General features: G+C 50.4%; 2 protein-coding genes. Both read left to right on the forward strand.

The genetic code is table 11. The features are described from left to right. Positions 1 to 2: 2 nt before the first annotated feature. On the forward strand, positions 3 to 10,508 hold the full coding sequence (locus tag ABDB98_RS08825) for an SDR family NAD(P)-dependent oxidoreductase (protein ID WP_438421975.1): 10,506 nt from the start codon (positions 3 to 5) through the stop codon (positions 10,506 to 10,508). Continuing rightward, positions 10,498 to 26,802: an amino acid adenylation domain-containing protein gene (locus ABDB98_RS08830; protein ID WP_438421976.1), complete on the forward strand. Its 16,305-nt coding sequence runs from the start codon at positions 10,498 to 10,500 to the stop codon at positions 26,800 to 26,802. The genes ABDB98_RS08825 and ABDB98_RS08830 overlap by 11 nt, the downstream gene beginning before the upstream one ends. Positions 26,803 to 26,808 lie beyond the last annotated feature (6 nt).

Raw genomic sequence — 26,808 nt, forward strand, 5'->3', positions numbered from 1 at the left:
AAATGATATCGGAAAAAATCAATATTTCACTGGATCATCCTATCATGAAGGGCCATACGGTCTTTGGTGAAGCGGTATTGCCCGGTCTTAGTTATATCGATTTGATTTATCAGGTTTTTCAGGAGCACGGTTATTCATACAATGAGCTCGAACTGAAGCATGTCACGATTTATCAGCCTTTAACCGTCAGTGAAACGGCTGCAATCATTCTGACCATTCAATGTTCTGAAAGCGGAGATGGAAAGTGGCTCATCTCCCTTTCCGGACAGAAACAGCAAGATGACGAGCTGTCAGACAATATACAATATGCGACGGCTGAAATGGTGAAAAGAGACGCTGTCACATTTGACGAAACCATTGATTTCGGCGAGCTGAAGCAGTCAGTCCGATCTCTGGATCTTGATGACATGTATCACCGCTGCCTGGATCATGACCTGGTTCATTCCGGGATGATGAAATCGAGCGGACGATTGTACGAAACAGAAGACGGCATGCTGGCTGAGCTTTCTTGCGAAGAAGGAAAGGATTTCTTTTTATTCCATCCCGCCCTTTTGGATGCGAGCGGCATCGGGGCGAGCGGTTTGCTTTCTGAAACAAACCGGCTTCACTTGCCTTTATATTATGAATCGTTCAAAGCCGCCGGCAGGCTTCAATCAGAGTGCACGGCGCGTATTGCCGCTTCCGGCGTCCGTCAGGAAAAAGAACTTACAACGATGACAATCGAGTACTTCAGCCGTTCCGGACAGAAGGTGGCTGAGCTTAAAAACATGACGGGAAAAGCGGTTCGGCTCGAAGGAGACGGGTACGCAGCAGGACAGAATAAACAGGATGCAAAAGAGCCGGACAGCGCAGATGAAAAAGACATCATTCTGTTTTTGAAGAAGCTTTTGGCTGATAAGCTTGGTCAGCCTTGGGAGACGCTGGACGTTCTTGCCGGCTACTACGAGCTCGGGCTGGATTCATCTTCTTTGCTTGAGGTTGTGCAGGATATCAGTAAAAAGGCGGGTGCGGAACTCGCGCCCACTCTTCTCTTTGAATATACGAATATAAAAGAACTGGCAGCCTATCTGAAAAAGACCGTTTCATTTGAATATGCGGAACGTGCAGCCGAATCACCGGGCGTGCCAGAACATCATGAAAACACCGGTGACATTGCGATTATCGGAATGGCCGGCCGCTATCCGAAAGCGAAAAATGTGGCGGAGTTTTGGGAAAACCTAAAGGCGGGCACGGATTGCATCACTGAAGTTCCGAAGTCCCGCTGGGATTGGAAAACATATAAAAACGTAACGTCCCCATCTGGAAAGACCGTATCAAAATGGGGCGGTTTCATCGACGATGCCGACTGCTTCGATCCGCAGTTTTTCAGAATCTCACCGCGTGAGGCGGAAATGATGGACCCGCAGGAACGCCTGTTTTTAGAAACCTGCTGGGAAACGATTGAAGACGCGGGGTATACGCCTGAAACGCTTGGAAATAAAGGGGCGAAACAGCATCCGATCGGCGTTTTTGCAGGAGTGATGCATAAAGATTATTCCTTAATCGGCGCAGAACAATTATCGGAAACGGATCCTTTTCCGGTTTCGCTGAATTATGCGCAGATCGCCAACAGAGTGTCCTATTATTGTGACTTCCACGGGCCGAGCATCGCGGTCGATACCGTTTGTTCCTCATCATTGACCGCCGTTCATCTGGCGATTGAAAGCATCCGCCGCGGCGAATGTGAAGCCGCGCTTGCGGGCGGTGTGAACTTGTCGCTCCACCCGGCGAAATATCTGAGCTACGGAAGCGTCGGCATGCACTCAAGCGACGGCCGCTGCCGCACGTTCGGCGAGGGCGGTGACGGCTATGTTTCCGGAGAAGGAGTCGGTGCGGTATTACTCAAGCCGCTGGAAAAAGCCGAACAGGACGGCGACCGGATTTACGCGGTCATTAAAGGAAGCGCCGTTAACCACGTCGGGAAAGTAAGCGGGATTACCGTCCCGAGCCCTGCTGCACAGGCAGAAGTCATTAAGACATGTCTGAAAAAAGCAGGGATCAGCCCGCGGACCGTCAGTTATGTGGAAGCTCATGGAACAGGCACTTCGTTAGGCGACCCGATTGAAATTGAAGGTCTGTCAAAAGCGTTCAGCGAAGGGACGCAGGATCAGCAATTTTGTTCCATCGGTTCAGTCAAATCAAATATCGGCCATGCGGAATCGGCGGCGGGCATCAGCGGATTAACAAAGGCTGCGCTGCAGCTTCATCACAAAACGCTTGTCAAATCTCTGCATTCAGCGGAATTAAATCCATACGTGAAATTTGAGAAGTCTCCTTTTTACGTACAGCAGCAGACTGCTCTTTGGAAGCAGCCGGCAGCGGAAGAAAACGGAAAAGTCACGTATTATCCGCGCCGGGCCGGGCTCAGTTCCTTCGGGGCATCAGGTTCGAATGCCCATATCATTTTAGAAGAATACATTCAGCCGGAACACAAAGCGCCTGCACCTGAGAACGATGCAGCCAAAATCATCCCGCTGTCCGCAAGAAATAAAGACAGGCTTCTGGCCTATGCGGAAAAAATAGCCGGGTCGCTTTCCGAAAAGACGGTGCTGTCTGAACTGGCTTACACGCTTCAGACAGGACGCGAAGCAATGGAGGAGAGAGCTGTCTTCCTTGCAAATGACACCCGCGAATTGAAGCAAAAGCTGAATGATTTCGTAAAAGGAAACGAAACCATCCCCGGATTTTGGCGCGGACAAGCCGAGATGCCGGAACTGAGCGAACCTGCTCCTGAAACAGATGATCCGATACAGCTTGCAGGTTTATGGGCAGAAGGGAAAACAGTAGATTGGAATAAGCTGTACGATGCGGATAAACCGCGTAAAACAAGCGTTCCGACATATCCGTTTGCAAAAGAGCGCTATTGGATTCCGCAGCAGAAAAAACACGGGAAAAGCCTGTCAGGCACTGTGCTGCATCCGCTTTTACAAGAAAATACGTCAGATTTTTCACAGCAGCGTTTTACTTCTCTTTTTACGGGAGATGAATTTTTCCTGTCTGACCATGTCGTCAACGGACAAAAAATTCTGCCCGGTGTCGCCTATTTAGAAATGGCCGCAGAGGCGGTGAAAAAGGCCGCGGCCGTGACGGACAAAGGCCATAGCGTCACACTCAGACAGGTCGTTTGGGTCCGGCCGGTCATGATTGAAAACAAACCGAAGGAAATACATATTGCCCTTTATCCAGAAGATAACGGTGAGATTACCTATGAAATATACAGTGAGGCAGAAGTAAACGGCGAAGATCCGGTTATTCACAGCCAAGGTGAAGCGGTCATTACTGCACAGGGCAGTGCTCAGTTAGATATTGAGTCTGTCAAGGATTCCTGCGATTTAGGGATCGTGACGGCGGAAGAATGTTACAGTGCTTTTGAAAAGATCGGCCTGGATTACGGAGAGGCATACAGGGGCGTACAGCAATTGCTGATCGGGGAAGACCGGTTACTGGCCCGTATTTCACTCCCGGCTTCCGTTCAAGACGATAAAGAGCTGTATACGCTTCACCCGAGTATAATGGACGCCGCTTTTCACGCCTCCGTCGGTCTGCTTGTCCGCTCGATTCATGACGATGCAGACAGCCATGAGCTTTCTTTGCCGTTTGCGATGCAGGAAGTGGAAGTGTTCGGGCCGTGTCCTGAACAGATCTGGTCATATATCCGGTACACAGAAGGCAGCAAAGCAGATGACAACGTAAGAAAATTTGATATTGATATGTGCGATGATGCCGGTACGGTTTATGTTCGGATGAAAGGCGCATCCGTCCGGGCGCTTGAACCAAGCCAAACAGCAGTCGGTAAAACCCCAGAGGCTCCTGTCGGCCATACGATGATGATTCCGGCATGGGAGCCCGCTGCACTTATAAATACCGGGAAAGCGATAACGGCCGATAAGCAGACTGCGGTTTTCGGAGGAACTGACAGAAGCCATGCGCGCATCAAAGAGCATCTGCCGAATGCTTCTTACTATCCAATCAGAAGCACGGATGATATCACATCTCTTACGCACTTGCTTGAAGGACAAAAAGAACTGGAGCAAATCATTTGGCTCGCGCCGCAGGCTGAGAGTGCTGACATCCTTAAGGAACAGGAGCGCAACGTTTTTCATGTATTCAAGCTGATGAAAGCTTTGCTTGCCTTAGGATACGGAGAGAAACATCTGGACTGGTGCTTCGTCACAGCAAATGCCCAGCCGTTTTCAGATCAGGACAGCGCCGATCCGTCACAAGCAGCGGTCAGCGGACTTGCCGGGACGATGGCGAAAGAATATCCGGATTGGAATATCCGCATGATTGACACAGAGACAGACGGCATCTGGCCGATCGGCGAGGCGCTTTCTCTTTCTGCCGGGAAAAACGGAAAAGTTTGGGCATACCGCAATGAAGAGCTGTATGAGCGGCAGCTGATACCGCTTGACAATATGCCGAAAAACGGCACGCTGTACCAAACAGGCGGGGTTTATGCCGTGATCGGAGGCGCCGGGTATCTCGGTGAGGCATGGAGTGAATATATGATCCGCCGCTACAAAGCACGCGTCATTTGGATCGGAAGAAGCACGCTGAATGATTCGATACAGGCGAAACTCGACCGGCTCAGCGCAATCGGGCCGGCACCTGAATATGTATCCGCCGATGCCGCTGACAGGGCTTCCTTAGAGCGGGCTTATCAGTTCATAAAAGAGCGTCATACAAAAATTAACGGCGTCATCCACTCGGCAATGGATCTGTCTGAGCAAAGCTTAAATAATATGAAGACAGAAGAATTCAAATCGGTGCTGCGGGCAAAAGCCGATGTAAGTGTGTCCATGGCGGAGGTATTTGGACGGGAGCCGCTTGACTTTGCGCTCTTCTTCTCCTCGCTTGTGGCATTTATCCATAATGTGAAACAAAGCCATTATGCCGCAGGGTGCGCCTTCAGTGACGCATTTGCGAAGGAACTTGCTCAGAAATGGAACTGCCCGGTCAAAGTCATGAATTGGGGCTACTGGGGCAGCAGCGAGGCGGCTGAAGACGGCAATTTTATTCAGCTGATGGATCAGATCGGATTGGGATTGATCGAACCGGACGCAGCGATGGAGGCGCTTGAAACCCTTTTGACGCTTCGGGTTGAGCAGGCTGCTTTCATTCATACGACAAAACCGGTCGCAGTAGAGGGTATGAATGAACGAGAAAAGATGTCTGTTTATCCGCCTCAGCCGCTTGTATCCGGACAGCAGCTGAAGGTTGCTCCGCCGAGCGCACGTCTTGTAAGAGAGACCGGGCATCAGGAGCTTGATGATTTTCTGTATCAGCTATTGATCGCCCAGCTAAAAGAGGCGGACTTGCTGACGCCGCAAAGCCTTAAAGCGTATAAGCCTGAACACGGCTATTTTAAAAAATGGCTCAATCAAACGATCGCCTTTCTGCTGGAACATGGCTATCTGGAAGGGGATGCCGATTCATTTACACTGGCAGCCCGCGCTGAAAACACAACCGCCTCGTTATGGCGGAAGTGGGAGCAGGAAAAGGCGGAATGGCTCAATAACGCCGATACAAAAGCGATGACTGTTTTGGCCGAGACGATGCTTAAAGCACTGCCGGACATACTTCGCGAAAACGTGCCGGCGACAGACATCATGTTCCCGCACTCTTCAATGGAACTCGTTGAAGGAATTTATAAACACAACCAAGTCGCGGATTACTTCAACGGCGCCCTGTCAGATACTTTAACGGCCTATGTGAAAGAAAACATCAGTAAAAATCCAAAAGCCGAGATCCGCATCCTGGAAATCGGAGCGGGCACTGGCGGCACAAGCGCAGGCATATTTGAAAAGCTTAAGCCGTATCAAAACCATATCAAAGAGTACTGTTACACCGATGTATCGAAAGCTTTTCTCGTGCATGCGGAGACAGAATACGGCAAACAGAATCCTTATCTGACTTATAAACTTTTTAATGCAGAAGAACCGCTTTCCGGTCAGGACATAGAGCCGGGCGCATACGACATCGCTGTTGCCGCCAATGTGCTCCACGCGACAAAAGACATACGCCAGACGCTGAGAAACGCCAAAGCCGTTTTAAAAGACAACGGTTTGCTGCTCTTAAATGAGATGGCGGGCAACAGCCTGTTCCCGCATATTACTTTCGGTCTGCTTGAAGGCTGGTGGCTGCATGAAGATTCCGGCCTTCGAATTCCGGGATGCCCGGGCTTGTATCCGGAAAGCTGGAAGCGCGTGTTAGAAAGTGAAGGCTGGCATTCTGTCTTCTTCCCGGCAGAAGCGGCACATGAATTAAGCCATCAGATTATAGCGGCAAAAAGCAATGGCATTGTGCGCCAAAAAACGCTTAAAGCTGAGGCCGGAAAACGGACCGCACCGCCAAAAGCGCCCGAACTTCAGCCGCGAACAACGGCCGAAAAAAGCACAGCCTTAACAGAAAAAAGCACCGAGTACTTGAAAACGTTAATCGGAGAAACGTTAAAAATTCCGCCGGCTCAAATTGATCCGAAAGCGCCGCTTGAAAAATACGGAATTGATTCTATCGTCGTCGTACAGCTGACAAATGCGTTACGAAATGTGTTAGACCAAGTCAGCAGCACCTTATTTTTTGAATACCAGACGATTGAGGCTCTCGTCGGCCACTTAATCAAAACGAAAAAAGACGAGATGATCAAACTGACGGGACAAACGCCTGTTCAGGAAGAACCGGCGGCATCAAAACCGCAGGCTGTACAGCCGGCTAAGCCGCTTCGCACTGACTGGCGGCGGAAAGAAAAACAGACAGCCAAAGAGACCGTCCGGCAAAGTTCAGTTCGCGACGTGGCAATTATCGGCGTATCCGGTCGCTACCCGCAGGCCAAAACAGCGGCTGAGCTTTGGGCAAACATTAAAAAAGGAAAAAACTGCATAGAAGAAATCCCGCGGGAGCGCTGGAACTGGCAGGATTACTATGATGAAGAAAAAGGGAAAGAAGGCTCTATTTATACGAAATGGGGCGGATTCATTGAGGATATGGACAAGTTCGACCCGCTGTTCTTTCAGATTTCTCCTTTGGAAGCGGAGCGAATGGACCCGCAGGAGCGATTATTTTTAGAAACGGCGTATGCGAGTATCGAGGATGCCGGCTATACGCCTGACAACCTGTGCCAAAGCAGAAAAATCGGCGTTTTTGCCGGAGCGATGAACAAAAACTACCCGACAGGCTACGGCTACTGGTCCATTGCCAATAGAGTATCTTACCTTTTTGATTTCCAAGGGCCGAGCATTGCCGTTGATACAGCCTGCTCTTCTTCCTTGACGGCCATTCATCTGGCGCTTGAGAGCCTATACAGCGGTTCAAGCGAATGCGCGATTGCCGGCGGCGTAAACCTTGTAACCGACCCGGTCCATTATATGAATCTGTCAGTCATGAACATGCTTTCTGCAAGCGACACGTGCAAATCGTTCGGAGACCGCGCGGACGGTTTTGTCGACGGAGAAGGGGTTGGCGCGGTCGTATTAAAGCCGCTGGAGCAAGCGATCGCCGACAACGATCACATTTACGGTGTAATTAAAGGAAGCGCCATTAACAGCGGGGGCAAAACGAACGGCTACACCGTTCCGAATCCGAATGCGCAGGCCGCCTTAATAAAAGAAGCTTTCGAAAGGGCAAACGTCCCGGCGCGCACCGTCAGTTATATTGAAGCCCACGGCACGGGGACCGCATTAGGCGATCCGATTGAAATCGCCGGATTAACGAAAGCATTTGAAGAGGATACAACAGACAAACAGTTTTGCGCCATCGGCTCTGCGAAATCAAATATCGGCCATTGTGAAAGCGCCGCAGGCATTGCGGGTCTGACAAAAATATTATTCCAGCTGAAAGACCGCCAAATTGCGCCGTCCCTGCACGCGAAAGAGCTGAATCCGAATATTGAGTTCGCGTATACGCCGTTTGCCGTTCAACAGGAGCTCGGTGAGTGGAAGCGTCCCGTCATCGGCGGAAAAGAGCTTCCGAGAAGGGCCGGGTTAAGCAGCTTCGGCGCGGGGGGAGCAAACGCCCACCTCGTCATAGAAGAATATATGGCAGACAAAGAACCTGATGAGACGCCGGCAGATCAGCCTGCCATCATCGTCCTGTCTGCGAAAAACAGCGAACGGCTCACCGAAAAAGCAAAACAGCTTAGAGACGCCGTCCGTGAAAAAAGATACAGCGGCCGTGACCTTATGAGCATAGCCTATACTCTCCAGACGGGCCGTGTGCCGATGGAAGAGCGCCTGGGCTTTATTGTTCATTCACTGCCTGAACTTGAAGAAAAACTGAATGGATTTATCGCCGGACAAGACAGCGCCGGACTGCACCGCGACAGCACGGAAGAAAACAAACGGATGCTTGCCGTATTTGCGGCCGATGATGACATGGAAACCATCATAGACGCTTGGATCAGCAAACGGAAATATTCTAAGCTGCTTGAGCTTTGGGTAAAAGGATTGGACATCGATTGGGCGAAATTATACGGAGACCGTCCTCCGGCCCGCATCAGCCTGCCTGCTTATCCGTTTGCGAAAGAACGCTTCTGGCATCAGCTGCCTGTACAAAGTAAAACAGCGCCCGTTAAGGCGCCGGCTGATGAAAGTGATCCGGCCGAGCAGTTTGAAGTGATGGCTTTTAGAGAAGTCCTTAAAGAACAGGCTCTGCCGTCTGCTGGAGAAAAGAAAATCAAAACGGTGATTTCTTTCTTAACGGATCAGAAGAAGCAGCAGGAAGCCGTCTCTGTGATCAAATCGTATGACAGTGAAGCTGACGTTATTTTTATCGCTCAGGGAAACCGGTACGAGGGCTTAACAGCCGGCCGCTGCCAAGTGGTGCGGGAAGATCCGCAATCATATGTAGACGCTTTTGCGGACATTCAAAAAGAGTACGGTGAAGCATCTGCCATTTTGTATTTATGGGCGCTTGAAGATAAAAGCTGCATCGAAGATTTTTCATGTATCGTCTATATTCTCAAGGCTATGGCTGAGACCGGTCTGCAGCCGGAAAGACTGTTACTGGCGGGTGAATATGCATCCGGTCTGGAAAAATGCTACTTGGAATCATGGATCGGCTTTGAGCGTTCGCTCGGCATGGTTCTCCCGAAAACGGACATTACCGGCCTCTTCAGAAAAGCAGGCGCAGCCATGACAGACTGGATGGGAACCATTTGGGACGAGCTGAAAGCTGAAACAGACCACACCGTTTTCTTGGAACAAGGGAAACGATATGTCTATCACACTGAACCGACTGGATTGACAAAAGAAAACAGCAGGATCAGAACCGGGGGCACATATCTTATTACGGGCGGATTAGGAGGGCTCGGCTACTTATTTGCCCGCCGCCTCGCCCGGAACTATCAGGCAAATGTCATTCTCACGGGGCGATCGCCGATCAATGAGGAAAAGAAAGAAAAAATGAAAGACTTGGAAAATCTCGGCGCAGGTGTTCTTTACGCCGAAGCCGATGTTTGTGATCCGATCGGAATGGGCGACTGCATCAAACGCGCAAAAGAACGATTCGGAGCCATTCACGGCGTCATTCATGCGGCTGGCATCGAAAGCAGAACATCCGTCTTTGAAAATGAAATCGGGAACTTCCGCAATACGCTTGAACCGAAAATAAACGGAAGCCTGCTTCTTGACGAGTGGCTGAAAAACGAAACCTTGGACTTCATTTGCTACTTTTCATCCACATCGGCTGTTTTAGGGGATTTCGGCTGCTGTGATTACGCAGTGGCGAACAGGTTCCAAATGGCGTATGCCCATTATAAAAATGAACAATCAGAAAGCGGAAACGCTTTTGTCATAAACTGGCCGGTCTGGAAAAACGGCGGAATGGCCGTCGGCGGTGAAGAGACGACGGGCATGTACCTGAAATCAAGCGGCCAGCGCCTGTTAGAAACAGATGAAGGCATTGAGCTGTTTGAGCGCATCATTTCTCAAGACAACACACAGTGCCTTGTCATTGCCGGCAAAAGAAGCCGCGCCGAGCGATTTTTAGGCATCCGGCGGGACGATTCATCAAAAACGGAAGTTCTTTTGGAAACCGTGAGCCGCCGCATCCCGGAAGAAAGCACGGAAAAACGGCTCGAAGCGGATTTGAAAGAGCTGATACACAGTCTGCTGAAAATATCCAAAGATAAGCTCGTTCTGCATAAAAACTGGGCGGAATTCGGATTTGATTCCATCTATTTAGCCAAATTTGCCTCGCTTTTGTCGAGTCATTACGGCATTGAAGTCACTCCGGCGTTATTTTACAGCTATGCCACGCTCGGAGACGTCATGGGCTATTACCTGACAGAACACAAAGAAACAATCGAAACGTTTTACAGAACGGAAGAAACCGAAACAGAAGCCGCCGCTCCGGATAACAAGGAGTATACGGATCAGGAGATCATCGCCATGATGAAACAGGTCTCCGAGGGGACATTGGATTTTAAAAGAGTGCAAGACATCATAGAAGGGAGTAAGACCTATGAATCATAAAGAACTTCTCGATGCCTACAGATCAGGAACGCTCACCATCGCTGAGGTAGAACAAAAGCTTCAGTCTTTCAAGCGGACGACTGCAAAACGTCCGCTTTCCGAAGGCCAGAAAGGTTTGTGGATGCTTCAGAAAATGTTTCCGGAGATGAGCGCATACAACATTCCGTTATGCTTTCGTTTTCAAAAGCTGGATATCGAGACATTCAAAACGGCCCTTTTTTCCGTGCAGCGCCAGCACCCCATTTTGACGAGTGTGATAAAAGAGGATAACGGCCTTCCGTATCAGACAGAAGATACGGGATTGCATTTTCCGATTGAAGAAATAGATCTTTCCGAATTAAGCGGGCGTGACGCTCTTACGTTTATTAAAGAAAAAGCAAAAGAACCGTTCGCGCTTGAAACCGGGCCGCTTTTGCGCGTTCAAGTGTTCCGTCAGGCGGAGCCGGAGCCGATTGTGTTAATCACCATTCACCATATCATCTTTGACGGCGTCTCTCTTATGACGTTTATGTCGGCGCTGCTGGATGCTTATGTAAAAGCAAGCGAAGGCAAAGAACCCGAAATGCTTCAGCAGGCCGCAGATTATCACGACTTTGTGAAATGGGAAAAGGAGCTGCTGGAAAGCGAAAAGGGAAAAACGCATCTCTCTTATTGGAAAAAGCAGCTTGACGGACCGCTGCCGGTGCTTGAGCTTCCGGCGGATTACCCGAGATCATCGGTTCAAACGTGCAGGGGGCAGGCGTATCAGCGCTTGCTTCCTGATGAACTGAACCGGCAGATTAAAGTTTGCGCCCGAAAACATAATGTCAATGAATCCGTTGTGTATCTCGCTATTTTCAAAGGCTTGCTCTATCAATATACGAATCAGGAAGATATCATCGTCGGCATGCCGACGATGGGGCGTTCTGAGGCTCAATTTGAATCTGTCATCGGCTACTTTATTAATATGATCGCGGTCAGAAGCAGGGAGACGGGCGCCAAATCCTTTAGCGCGTTTTTGAAGGAGCTCCAGCTGACCCTTGCAGAAGGGCTGGACCATGCCGCGTTTCCGTTTCCGGCGCTTGTCAAAGAATTGAAGACGGAACGCTCGCCTGCGGTTTCGCCTGTTTTTCAAACCGCGTTTTTCTATCAAAACTTCTTCCAGACAGAAGGAGCGGAAAAGCTTTCGGAACGATATCAATCACTCGGCATTGAAATGATAGAAGACATTCATCAGGAAGGCGAATTTGAGCTTGCGCTTGAAGTCTATAAAAAAGAAACGGGAACCGTCCTGCAATTTCTGTATAACCCGGATGTCTACAGCCCTGCTTTCATCGAACGGATGGCGGAGCATTATATGAAACTGGCAGAAAAGGTGCTTTCTGATCCGGAGATCGCGTTTGATGCCTGCTCCGGCCTGCTCAATCAAAAACGGGAGGAAAGCCGTCCATCTAATCAGCCGAATGAGCGCTGCATTCATGACGTGTTTGCAGAAAAAGCCGGGCGATACCCTGACAGAGCAGCCGTCACATTCGGCGAGACAAGCCTTACATATCGCGAATTAGATGAACGAAGCACGGCGCTCGCTGTGCATCTGCAAGAAATGGGCGTCACACCGGAATGCCCGGTCGGTATCTGTACGGAGCGTTCTTTTGAGATGGTCATCGGCATCCTCGCCATTTTAAAAGCGGGAGGTGCGTATGTCCCGCTTGACCCGGCTTTTCCAAACGAACGGATGGCACACGTGTTGACTGACAGCGGCGTTTCAATCGTATTAACGCAAGCGAAAACACGCGGCGTGATTGAGCGGTTAACCATCGGTAGCGTGAGCACGGTGGAGATTGAAAACAGCGGACGTCCTGTCAGCGGAGCGAAACTGATGCCGCGTTCAAAACCGCATCATCTCGCTTATATTCTTTATACGTCCGGAAGCACGGGAAAACCGAAAGGCGTCATGGTTGAGCACAGAGCCATCATGAACACACTGCAGTTTTTAGAAGCGGAGTATCCAGTCGCGCATGAGGATGCCTATTTGTTAAAAACGAATTATGTGTTTGACGTTTCAATTTCAGAATTATTCGGCTGGTTTATCGGAAACGGACGGCTTGTCATTTTGCCGCCCGGTGCAGAAAAAAATCCGCAGCTTTGCATGGAATATATCCAGACTCACCAGGTGACGCATCTGAATTTTGCCCCTGCCGTGTTTAATGTATTTTTAGAAACGGTAAAGCGGCATACGGCATTTACAGAAGGCGGTCCTTTGAAATATGTAATGGTGGCCGGAGAGGCGTTTCCGAAAGACTTGGTCAAAAAGTCGGTTTCCATCTTCAAGCATGCCAGAATTGAAAATATATACGGCCCGACGGAAACATCCATTTATGCCGCTTACTACAGCTGCGGCGATAAGGACATCACAAGCAGGAATACACCGATCGGGAAACCGATTCAAAACACGAGGCTTTATATCCTCGATGAAAAGCTCAGCCCCGTCCCTGACGGTGTGGCCGGAGAGCTTTGCGTGGCCGGCGCCGGACTGGCCAGAGGCTATTACAATCAGCCTGAGCTGACGGCGGCATCATTTATTGATAATCCGTTTAGTGAAGGAGAAAAGCTTTACAAAACAGGCGATTTGGCCAGATGGCTGCCTGACGGAAATATAGAATATGCCGGCCGTATTGACAGTCAAGTGAAAATCCGCGGCTTCCGCATTGAATTGGGAGCGATTGAAACAAAATTGAGCGAGCATCCGGATATCCTTGATCAGGCGGTTGTTGTGCAGGAAAAGAACGGACATAAAAAGCTGATTGCTTATTATACGGCCCGCTCCGGTCATTCGGCAGATGAAAAAGCGCTCCGCGAACATCTTTTATCGGGTCTGCCGGATTATATGGCGCCTGCCCGTTTTATCCGTCTGGATGCGCTGCCGTTAACACCGAGCGGAAAAGTGAACCGCAAAGACCTGGAACAGCGCAAGGTGATCGTTCACCGGTCTGAAAGGACGGGCAGACTGCCGTTGTCAGAAGCGGAAGCGAAAGTGACCGAAATATGGGAAGACCTGCTGAATACGGCAGGAATCAAAACTGAAGACGGCTTTTTCGATGTGGGGGGCGACTCGCTTCTGGCTGTTGCGGCGGCAGAACGTATTAAACAGGAGCTGGAATGTGATTTTACCGTCACGGATTTATTCGAACACTCGACGATTCAGGCGATCAGCCGTTTTATTGTTGAAACAAAACAGGCGGATGAATCAGAAACGCCCGGCCAAGATGAGAGAGAAAGAGAACAAACACCGCAAAACGGGATGCCGTCTTACCTTGAAGACAGTGTGGCGATAGTAGGAATTTCCTGCCAGTTCCCCGGCGCGAAAAATCATCATGAGTTCTGGAAGCAGTTAAGAGAAGGAAAGGAAAGCGTCCGTTTCTATTCGGAACAAGAGCTCCGGGAAGCCGGCGTCCCGGAAGATTTGATCGAAAATCCAAACTATGTGCCGGTATTATCGGCGATAGAAGGAAAAGATCTTTTTGATCCTGAGTTCTTTCACATTTCTCCGAAAGACGCTGAATTTATGGATCCTCAGCTGCGGCTTCTGCTGCTTCATTCCTGGAAAGCCGTCGAGGATGCGGGATATGTATCCAAAGAGATTCCGAAGACAAGCGTTTATATGTCGGCAAGCAATAATTCGTATCGGTCGCTTTTGCCGGAAAAAACGACAGAAGGCCACGAATCACCTGACGGCTATGTGTCATGGGTGTTAGCGCAGAGCGGCACGATTCCGACGATGGTTTCCCATAAGCTCGGATTAAAAGGGCCAAGCTATTTCGTTCATTCCAATTGCTCGTCATCACTGGTCGGTCTTTATTCAGCCTGCAAAAGCATAACGAGCGGAGAATCGGAATACGCGCTTGTCGGCGGAGCAACTCTGCATGCTTCGACCAGCATCGGCTATGTGCATCAAGCCGGATTGAATTTTTCAAGCGACGGGCATGTCAAGGCATTTGACGCTTCAGCCGACGGTATGGCGGGCGGAGAAGGAGCGGCCGTCATTCTGCTGAAAAAGGCGTCACAAGCCGTACAGGACGGAGATCACATATACGCCGTGCTCAGAGGCATCGGTCTGAACAATGACGGAGCGGATAAAGTCGGTTTTTACGCACCGAGTGTAAAAGGCCAGACGGACGTCATCCAGCATGTTTTAGACAGCACGGGCGTTCACCCGGAGACCATTTCTTACATTGAAGCGCACGGCACGGGAACGACGCTGGGTGACCCGATTGAAATGTCTGCTTTGCAGCAAGTGTATAAACGTTACACGGATCGGGAGCAGTATTGCGGGATCGGCTCCGTAAAAACAAATATCGGCCATTTGGATACAGCAGCGGGCCTTGCCGGATGTATTAAAGTTGCGTTGAGTTTATATCATCAGGAGCTGGCGCCTACCCTTAATTACACATCACCGAATCCGAATATCACATTCAGCGGTTCGCCGTTTTATGTGGCGGACAAGAGAAAACCGCTTCCGGAGAGAGACACGCCGCACCGCGCAGCGTTAAGCTCATTCGGACTCGGAGGAACAAACGCACACGCCATTTTTGAACAGTATGAAAACAAAACGATCAGCGGATCAAATGACGGACAGCCGCCTTATATCGTTCCGCTCTCGGCGAGAAATCACGAGCGTCTGACTGCCTATGCGTCTTGTCTTTCTGACTTTCTGAATGACGCCGAAAACGATGTGTCCTTGCATGATCTGGCATTTACGTATCAGACCGGACGTGAAGCGATGGAAGAGAGAGCCGTTTTTATCAGTCATGATCGTCACGATTTGAAGCGGCAGCTGCAGGATTTCATCAATGGCAATGACCAAAACATCTTACGGGGCGAAAAGGTGAGAAATAAAGAAGCGTCATCTCAGGAGCTGGATGAGCTTGCGGCATGTCAGACACGGGATGAAAAGCTGAAAGCACTTGCGGCGCTTTGGATAGAAGGGGTGCGTGTCGATTGGAGCTTATTGTATGAGGATTCCGCGCCGCAAAAAATCAGTGCGCCGACCTACCCGTTCGCAGAGGAGCGCTTCTGGCCGGAAGAAACCGTGAAGCAAACAGATGCGAAGCTTTTGCATCCGCTGGTACATCAGAATACATCTGTTTTGCAGGAGCAGCGATTCAGTTCGGAATTCACGGGAAAAGAGTATTTTATTGCCGAGCATATCATTAAAGGAATGGCGATCGTGCCGGCTGCCGTCACCCTTGAGATGGCACGGGCCGCGGCGGAGAGAAGCATCGGCGGGGTAACAGACGAATCTCTGTGCCTGCGTTTAAAGAATATCGTATGGGTCCGCCCGGTGATAGCCGATCAGGAGGCTGTCCGTGTTCATATCGGACTTTATGAAGAAGAAGACGGGCAGATTCAATACAGAATGTACGGCGGGAATGATTCAAGCGGTGAAGCAGACCTTCTTTATAATCAGGGCATCGCTGAAATCATCCGGAAAGAACCGGAAGAAACAGCGGATCTTGATGAGCTGAAGCGCCGATGCACGCAGGGAACAATCGAATCTCAAGCGTTTTACAAAGGAATGATCGGAGCTGATTACGGGCCGGGCTACAAAGGTGTCCAGCTTGTATACAAAGGCGAAGACCGGATGCTTGCTAAATTGAAGCTTCCTGAATCCGTCTCTCATACAAAAGCTGATTATATTCTTCATCCGAGTATGATGGACGGTGCGCTTCAGGCCGCCGAATATTTGCAGAACGTGACAAGAGCGCAACTTGCAGAAAGCGGAGAACCATTCAAAGCCGCATTGCCGTTTGCTTTAGAGGAGCTGGATGTTCTGAAGCCATGCGCTGATGACATGTGGGTGCACGTCACATTCAGCGCGAACAATAAAGCCGGCGATCCTATTCAAAAAGCCGATATTGATTTATATGACCATAACGGCGTGCTTTGTGTGCGGATGAGAGGTTTCTCAACCCGGATTATGGAAGAAAACGCGGGTGCCGGCGTTTCGGTCAGCCGTACCGAGATATTGCTGGCTGAACCGGTCTGGAAAGAGCAGCCGGAACCGGCGGACCGCGAGCCGTCGTATGAACAGCATATCATTTTTCTCTGTGAGTACGATGAGGCCGTTAAACAAGCCGTCGAAGCAAAGCTTGAACATGCAAGCGTCTTGATCTTGGACGAGCGTCCCGCATCCATTGCAGAGCGTTATCATTCTTATGCGGGCCAGCTGTTTGCCCGTATGAAAACCATCATGAAAAGTAAGCCGAAAGGCCGCATCCTTCTTCAGGCTGTCACGCGTTCAGCGGGCTTACAGCAGGTGTTCTCAGGCATTACCGGTCTTTTCAAAACGGCATGTCTAGAACAATTCAAGCTGATCTGCCAAATGATAGAAGCCGATGAGAAAGAAAGTGCTGAAGGCATAGCGGAAAAAGCGGCGGAAAACCGCAGGCATGCCGAAAGCGTCTATGTGAAATATGAAAACGGCAAGCGCTTTGCTGCTGATTGGAAAGAGATGGACATTTCTGAAGCAAAACCGGACATTCCGTGGAAAGATGAAGGCGTTTATCTCATTACAGGAGGTGCGGGAGGTTTAGGCTTGATCTTTGCAAAAGAGATCGCAACCCGCACAAAAGACGCCGGCATCATATTAACCGGCCGATCCGCTCTCGGAGAAAAGCAGAAAGACATGATGGAAACAGTGCGTGCTTTCGGTGCATCTGTCTTTTACGAGCAGACCGATGTCACAGATGAAGCAGAAGTATACCGTCTCATCCGCAATATCCGCAAACGGCACGGCAAGCTGGACGGGATTGTACACAGTGCCGGTGTTATTAAAGACAACTACATGGTGAAGAAGACGGCGGAGGAATACCAAGACGTTCTCGCTCCGAAAGTGAAGGGTCTTGTCTATCTTGACGAAGCGTCACAGCACGAGAAATTAGATGTCTTTATTGTCTTTTCCTCCTTATCGGGTGTGCTTGGAAGCGTCGGCCAGGCTGACTATGCGTCCGCAAACGTCTTTATGGAGATGTATGCCGAGTACCGCCGTTCTTTGCAAGCCGCAGGACAAAGATACGGAAAGACGCTTTCTGTCAGCTGGCCGTTATGGAAAGAAGGCGGAATGCAGGCAGGAAAGCAGACAGAAGATATGCTGATGCAGGAGGCGGGAATCGCACCGCTCGGCACAGAAGCCGGCATCAAGGCCTTATATCAAGGCTTGATGAGCGGGACAGCCCGGATGACGGTTCTTGAAGGAGATGGGAAAACCATGAAAGAAAAGCTGTTCCGCAAAGAAAATGACCGTCCGGAAGCAGAGACCCGCTTACGTCATGACATTGATGCTGACAGCCTGCTTGAAAAAGTGAAGCATCTGTTAAAACAGCAGACGGCCTCACTGTTAAAAGTGAAGCTTGACAACATTGATCCTCATGAAGAGATGACAAAATACGGGCTTGACTCAATTTCGATGACCGAGTTTACAAACCGGTTAAACAAAACGTACCGGCTCACGTTAACACCGACGATTTTCTTTGATCATCCGACGATCCATGAATTCGCTGTTCATTTAATCGGTGAATATGAAGAGGAATTCGCGGGACGTTTTGCGGTAAATACAAAAACGGTCCAATCACAAAGACCGGTAAAAGAGGCTCAAAACACACGCCCGTCCGTTAAGCGCCGCCGCACTCTGACTGAGACACTGCCGCAGACAGTGCAGCGGAACCAAAAGCCGGAGCCGATCGCAATCGTAGGCATCAGCGGAATTTTTCCGATGGCCGAAGACATTGAAGCTTACTGGCAGAACCTGAAAGAAGGCAAAGACTGCATGACCGAGATTCCGAAAGACCGCTGGGACTGGCGGGACTACTACGGGGATCCTGCAAAAGAAGCCAATAAAACAAACGTCATCCAAGGCGGATTTATTGACGGAATTGCAGAGTTTGATCCATTATTTTTCGGAATTTCGCCCCGGGAAGCGGAACAGATGGACCCTCAGCAGCGTCTCTTGCTGACGTATGCGTGGAAAGCGATTGAAGATGCCGGATATGCATCAAAGAGTCTCTCAGGCACAAAAACAGGTGTGTTTATCGGGACTGGAAATACCGGTTACGGATCTCTTTTAGCCAACGCCGATGCGACGATTGAAGGGTCGTCCGCAGCCAATACAAGCCCGTCTGTCGGCCCGAACCGTGTCAGCTATACGCTCAATCTGCACGGACCGAGCGAACCGATTGATACGGCATGCTCAAGCTCACTCGTTGCGATTCATCATGCCGTTTCTTCAATTGAGGAAGGGACGTGCGACATGGCTTTGGCGGGAGGAATCAATACGATCATTCTTCCGGATGTGTATATCAGCTTTGACAAAGCGGGGGCGCTGAGTAAAGAAGGGCGATGCAAAACATTCTCCGATCAGGCTGACGGTTTTGCCCACGGGGAAGGAGCCGGGCTCTTTTTCCTCAAAAAACTGAAAGCGGCGGAGGCGGATGGAGACCATATTTACGGCGTCATTAAAGGAAGCGCGGTGAATCATGGCGGCCGCGCGGCATCTTTAACAACGCCTAACCCGAAACAGCAGGCGGAAGTCATTAAAGCCGCATACAAAAAAGCGGGCATTGATCCGAAAACGGTCTCTTATATCGAAGCGCACGGCACGGGAACAGAACTTGGAGATCCCGTTGAAATTAACGGTCTGAAGCAAGCATTCAGCTCATTTACAGACGGAAAAGAGAAAGCGTCCGGCTATTGCGGCTTAGGCTCAGTCAAAACGAATATCGGCCATTTATCCCTTGCGGCGGGAGCAGCGGGAATCATTAAAATCTTGCTGCAGATGAAGCATCGGACATTGGTAAAAAGTCTTCATTGTGAGACGGTAAATCCGTACATTCAGCTTGAAGACAGCCCGTTTTATCTGGTGCGGGAAACGATGGAATGGAAGACGCAGACGGACGAACACGGAAACGATGAGCCGCGCCGCGCGGGCATCAGCTCATTTGGCATCGGAGGGGTAAACGCCCACGTGGTCATCGAAGAATACATTCCGCAAGAAAAAGCGGAAGCAGATGATTCGCATATCAACCCATGTCTTTTCGTTCTATCCGCCAAAAATGAAAAACGCCTGATAGAACAGGCCGAACGGCTGAAACGTGCGCTTACTGAAAAACGATACGATCAATCCAGCCTCGTTTCTATGGCTTATACCCTCCAAATCGGAAGGGATGCCATGGAAGAACGTCTGGCGGTTATTGCCGGATCCGCAGAAGAACTGCAGGAAAAACTGTCACAGTTTATCACCGGGGATAAGAACGCGGACTTGTACAGAGGAAGAATAGACAAAGGCACGCTGCAAATGCTGACGGAAGATGAAGACATTCAAGAAGCCGTTGGAAAATGGATGGCACGCGGCAAATACGCGAAGCTGCTTGAATTATGGGTCAAAGGGCTGAACGTCAATTGGGCGAAGCTGTACGGAGACCGGCAGCCTAAGAGGATAAGCCTGCCGACATACCCGTTTGCAAAAGACCGTTATTGGGCGGCGAAACGTACCGGAAAACACGAAAAAACAGCCATTGTTTCAGCCGGAAAACTAGACGTGCTGCATCCGCTTCTGCACAGAAATACATCAAACCTTGCCGAACAGCGGTTCAGCTCAATCTACACCGGGGAAGAATTTTACCTTGCGGACCATGTTGTACAAGGCGTGCCGATTTTACCGGGAGTGGCACATCTTGAAATGGCGCGCGCAGCAATGGAACAGGCATCTGAAGTGCCGGCCGGACAAGGAAGCATCAAACTTAAGAATACGGTTTGGGTGCGGCCGATCACCATTGAAGACGAGCCGGTCCATGTCAACATCCGCCTCGTTCCCGATCCTGCAAACAATGTTCAATTTGACATTTACAGCGGCCGGGAAACAGATCAGCCGTCCGTTTACAGTCAAGGTTCAGTATCAATCCGCCCTGACGCCGAGGCACCGGTCATTGATCTGCAAAAGCTGAGATCACGATCCGCTGAGACACCGTTTTCTGCAGACGAAGTGTACGATATGTACCGTAAAATCGGTTTTGATTACGGCCCGGCTTTTCGGGGTGTCAAAGCGATTTATACAGGTGACGATTTCGTACTGGGCAGACTGTCGCTTGATCCGGCTTGTTCAGACACGGTACGGCAGTATGTCATGCATCCGGGCTTAATGGACTCAGCATTGCAGGCATCAAGCATATTAACCGGAACAAATGATGAAAAACTGATGCTTCCGTTTGCGGTTCAGGAGCTTGAAGTATTCAGCGCATGCGCTGCCGAGATGTGGGTTTACGCCAGACTTTCTGAAGACCATAAAGCCGGCCAGGTTGAAAAACGCGATCTTGATATTTGTGATAAAAACGGCAAGGTTTGCGTAAGGCTGAAAGGTCTGTCATTCAGAACGGCAGAAAAAGAACCTGAGAAAAAAGAAGAAGCCCCGGAAACGCTCATGCTTGAGCCGGTATGGACCCGAAGCGATGAAACTGCTTTTCAAACGGAACCGGTTTTTGCCCGGCATATCGTGATACTTTGTGACACAGACGCCGGATTGAAACCAGCCGCTGAAGCTGCGGGGGCCGAATGCATTGAACTGACCTCCCCGCACGGGAAAGCTGCGGCGCGCTTCCGTGATTATACAGGACGGATATTGGAGACGCTGCAAAAACTGCTGAAGGAAGAGACGGAAGGAGACGTCCTCATCCAGACGGTTCTCTCTAAAACAGATAAGCATCAGCTGCTCTCAGGGATTTCAGGTCTGTTAAAAACAGCCGGTCTGGAACATCAAAAACTGAAAACCCAGCTGATTGAAATAGAACCAGCAGAAAACGGCAGAATCAAAGACATCATCCGGGAAAATAAAACACGGGCTGATGACAGCCATGTCAAATATGAAAACGGCATCCGATACAGCGCAGATGTCAAAGAAACGAGCGTCTCCGGCAATAAAATACGTATTCCGTGGAATGACGGAGGCATTTATCTCATTACCGGAGGAGCCGGGGGCTTAGGTTTTATTTTCGCAAAAGAAATCGCCCGCAAAGTCAAAGAGCCGACACTCGTTCTGACAGGCCGTTCCGCGTTAAGCGAGAATCAGCGGATGCTGCTGCAATCGCTTGAATCACTCGGAGCAAAAGCGGAATACAGACAGGCTGATGTGACAAACGCTCAAACTGCGGCAGAGCTGGTCAATACAATTGAAACGGAATATGGCGGCCTTCACGGCATTATTCACAGCGCCGGTGTGATGAAAGATCAGTATATCGCAAAGAAAACAACCGAAGAGTTTTACAGTGTATTGGCGCCTAAAACCGACGGATTTGTCAACCTTGATGAAGCAACCGAGCATTTAGCGCTGGACTTTTTCATCGTTTTCTCATCCATATCCGGTGTCACCGGGAATGCGGGACAGGCGGATTATGCGGCGGCAAACGCATTTATGGACAGCTATGCGGCATACCGCAACGCGCTGGTTGCGGCAATGTACCGCCACGGGCATACATTGTCGGTCAATTGGCCGCTTTGGAGAGACGGCGGAATGCAAGTCAATGAAGAAATGGCGAAGCTCACCGAAAAAAGAACCGGTGTCGTGCCGATGCGCACTGAAACCGGAATAGAAGCTCTTTACAACGCATGGAGCACAGGGAAAACAAGTGTGCTCGTCATGGAAGGAAACCGCGCCGTCATGCGGGAAAAACTGCTTCAGAAGACGCCTGCAGCCGCTTTTGCACCAGTTAAGAAAACGCCGGAGGAAACGCCTGCGCCGAAGGACTTGACGGCAAAAATTCAGGAATTGCTGGCAAAAGAAGTTTCCGCACTTCTGAAAATAAACATTGATGAAATCGATATTGAATTGGAGTTCAACCAATACGGATTTGATTCCATTACGCTGACGGAATTCGCCAACAAGCTGAATGACACTTATGAGCTTGATTTGACACCGACCGTATTTTTTGAATATGCGACGATTCAAGCCTTGGCACATCATCTGGCCGAAGACTATCACACACAATTTGCCGGCAGCACACAGCCGAAAGAAGAGAAACAAAGCCGCATAACAGATGACGGCAGCATGAGACTGACAGGGAACAAGCGCTTTGCAAAAACTGCCGTACAGCCTGTTCAGACTGCGGTTGAACATAAACCGGAACCGATCGCTATCGTCGGCATGAGCGGAGTGTTTCCGAAGGCTGCAAATATAGACGAATATTGGAGTAACTTAGAAAAGGGAACAGATTGCATAACAGAAGTGCCGGCGGACCGCTGGGACTGGCGGGAGTATTACGGCGACCCGCTTAATGAAGCCAACAAAACAAATGTAAAGTGGGGCGGATTTATTGACGGAGTTGCGGATTTTGATCCGCTGTTCTTCGGAATTTCGCCGCTGGAAGCCGAACAAATGGACCCGCAGCAGCGCTTGTTAATGATGTATGCGTGGAAAGCGATTGAAGATGCGGGGTATTCCGCTAAAAGCCTTTCCGGCACGAAAACAGGCCTGTACATCGGCACGGGAAATACCGGATACGGCTCATTGTTTTCCGACTTGGATATCGGCGGTGCGTCAGCCGCAAATATGAGTCCGTCAGCAGGACCGAACCGTGTCAGCTATATGCTCAATCTGCACGGGCCGAGTGAACCGATCGACACGGCTTGCTCCAGCTCGCTGGTCGCGATTCATCACGCGGTGTGCGCCATTGAAAACGGGAACTGCGACATGGCGATCGCCGGCGGCGTGAATACCGTCGTCACACCGCAGGGCCACATCGCTTATGACAAAGCCGGCGCGCTGAGCAAAGAAGGGAAATGCAAAACATTCTCCGACAGGGCGGACGGATTTGCCGTCAGTGAAGGTGCCGGAATTCTGTTTTTGAAAAAGCTGTCAGAAGCAGAAAAAGCGGGCGATCACATCTATGGCGTCATTAAAGGCAGCGCGGTTAATCACGGCGGACGCGCGAACTCCTTGACGACACCGAATCCGAAAGCCCAGGCGGAAGTCGTCAGAACGGCTTATGACAAAGCCGGCATTGATCCGAGAACCGTCACTTATATTGAAGCGCACGGAACTGGAACGGAGCTTGGCGATCCGGTCGAAATTAACGGACTGAAATCAGCCTTTCAAAAGCTGTACGAAAAAACCGGCGATCCCGCTGTTTACGCGAGTCACTGCGGTCTGGGCTCGGCAAAAACCAATATCGGCCATTTGTCGCTTGCAGCCGGTGTCGCGGGTGTGATCAAAGTGCTGATGCAGATGAAGCATAAAACACTTGCAAAAAGCCTCCATAGCGAGGTCATCAACCCGTATATCAAACTGAAAGACAGCCCGTTTTACATCGTACAGGAAAAAAGAGAATGGACGGCATTGAAAGACGAAAACGGCAGCGATCTGCCGCGCCGTGCGGGAATCAGTTCTTTCGGCATCGGCGGCGTAAACGCACATGTCGTCATTGAAGAATATATCCCGAGGGAAGAAAGGAAAACAGCCATTTTCACACACCCTCAAATCTTTGTGCTGTCGGCCAAAGAAGAAGACCGTCTGCAGGAACAGGCACACCAGCTGGCACAAGCTTCTTTTACGGATGAGGATCTTACGGGTATTGCTTACACGCTTCAGCAGGGGCGTGATGCCATGGAAGAGAGAGCGGCCGTTATCGCTTCCTCCGCGGAAGAACTGCGGGACAAGCTAAAGAGCTGTGCAAAAGGGAATTATGACGCAGCGGGCATCTATAAAGGGAAAGCGGGTAAAGCCGCGCTGAAATCCATTATGGCAGGCGCAAACGGCGAAGCGGATACAGAAGAACTGATCAGCCGCCGAGAGAATGACAAGCTTGCCGAATTATGGGTGCAGGGTGCCGATATCAAATGGGACGGCCTGTATGCTGATATCAAGCCCCAACGGATGAGTCTTCCTGCTTATCCTTTTGCGAAAGAGCGCTATTGGATCACAGACAACCGGCCGAAAGCAGAGAAACCGCAAGCTGTGCCGACGGCCAAGGTGCTGCATCCGCTGCTCCACGAAAACGTATCGGATTTAACAGAACAGCGGTTCCGATCTGAATTTACGGGGCAGGAGACGATTTTCACCGATCATCTGATTAAAGGCAAACCGGTCATGCCGGGCGTCGCCTACTTGGAAATGGCTCGGGCTGCAGTTGCTCAGGCGGTCAAAGGGCAAAAAGAACGTCCGTCTGTCATCCGTCTGAAAAACATCGGCTGGGTTCGGCCGATTGAAGCGGGAAGCCGCCCGATTGAAACGCAGATCAGCCTCGTTCCAAGGGAAAACGGTGAAATCGTGTATGACATTTACACGGCTTCACAAACAGAAGCAAGCGGCAGGCAAATACACTGTCAGGGGGCTGCCGGCATTCTCGGCGCCGTTGAGACTCCGCATCGTGATATAGGCGTACTGAAAGCTCAATGCAGCCGCAGCATGCTGACTTCTGAGCAGTGTTACGGCTTATTCAGCAAAATCGGCATTGACTACGGTCCCGGACAACAAGGAATCAAGCAGATTCACATCGGAAACAATCAAGCATTGGCTGAGCTCCGGCTGCCTTCTTTCCTCGAAGAAACGGCAGATCAATACGTTCTTCACCCGTGTATGCTTGATTCAGCTTTGCAAGCGACAATCGGGCTGAAGCTGCACGCAGATGATAACCAGCTGTCACTGCCGTTCGCTCTTGAGGAACTGGACATTTTCAGTCCGTGCACGACAAGCATGTGGGCGTATGTCAGCTCCCGGGGAACGGACGAGAAAATACAGCGGCTGGACATTGACTTATGCGATGAGACAGGCCGGGTCTGTGTCAGGATTAAAGGGATTTCTTCCAGAATGATGGAAGGCTCTGCGCCGGAAACATCATTAAATGGAGCAAACCTTCTGGCTCCGGTATGGGATCTTGCGGAATTCAGTGACCGAAGCCCGGCATATAAGACGGAAGAGGTTGTCTTTATCGCGGGGGATGAGGAGAGCGCAGCTTTTCAATTGCATCATCCTTATGCGAAAAGGCTTCATATCACCCTGGAGGATGAGATAGAGGCTGTTGCAGCAAAAATGAAAGCAAGCGGGCCATTCGGCCATATCGTATGGATCGCCCCTGTTCACAGCGCTGCTGACATGGTGAAAGCTCAGGATACGGGCGTCATCCAGATGTACAGAGTGATCAAGGCCATGCTTGCTTTAGGATATGGAGGCAAGCGAATCAGCCTGACTGCAGTCACCATAAAAACACAGTCCGTACAGCCGGGGGACATCATTGATCCGGCTCACGCATGCCTTCACGGTTTAATCGGCTCGCTCGCAAAAGAGTATCCGAACTGGCAGACAAGGCTGATTGATGCCGGATGTCCGGAAGATGTTTCAAAGGCGGAGCTGTTCTCGGCGCCGTTCGATGAGCAAGGCAATACTTTGGCGTACCGGAACAATCTCTGGTACAAACAGCGCCTCATTCCTGTGCAGCAGCCGGTGTCAAGCCGGCCCGCTTACCAAAAAGGCGGCGTCTATGTCGTCATCGGCGGCGCCGGAGGCATCGGCGAGGCATGGAGCGAATATGCCGTAAAAACGTATCAGGCACGCGTCGTTTGGATCGGCAGACGAAAACATAACAGTGCCATCCAGGAAAAAATCGACAGACTCAGCCAGTTCGGCCCGGCGCCGATTTATATTGAAGCAGACGCGGCAGATCAGGATGAACTCACACGGGCGTATGAAACGATCAAACGCACGTACCCGCAAATAAACGGAATCATCCATTCCGCAATCGTTTTAGAGGATCAGAGTCTGGCAAATATGCCGGAAAGCCGTTTCAAAAGCGTGCTTGCTGCAAAGGTCAATGTCAGCGTGAATATGGCCCATGTTTTCCGAAATGAGCCGCTGGACTTTGCTTTGTTCTTCTCGTCTGTACAATCATTTGCACGCGCGGCCGGACAAAGCAATTACGCCGCCGGATGCAGTTTCAAAGATGCCTTTGCCGCTCATTTGGCTCAAACGCGGCCGTATAAGGCGGCGGTGATGAATTGGAGCTACTGGGGCAGTGTCGGAATCGTCTCATCTGCCGACTATCAAGAACGGATGAAACAGGCGGGAGTCGGATCAATTGAAGCGCCCGAAGCAATGGCGGCGCTTGAACGATTGCTCGGCGGCCCGTTGAACCAGTTCGTCATGATGAAACAGGCGGAAGAGCCTCTGGAAAAACCGGAAGAAATGATAGAAGTATACCCAGAACATCACGGCTCGGCGATGCAAAAACTGCGAAGCTATCAGCCTAAAGTAACTAGACGTGCACAACAATTGAGTTAAGGAGGG

Origin of the sequence: Bacillus siamensis (assembly GCF_051628075.1) — a bacterium.
Lineage (GTDB): Bacteria > Bacillota > Bacilli > Bacillales > Bacillaceae > Bacillus > Bacillus siamensis.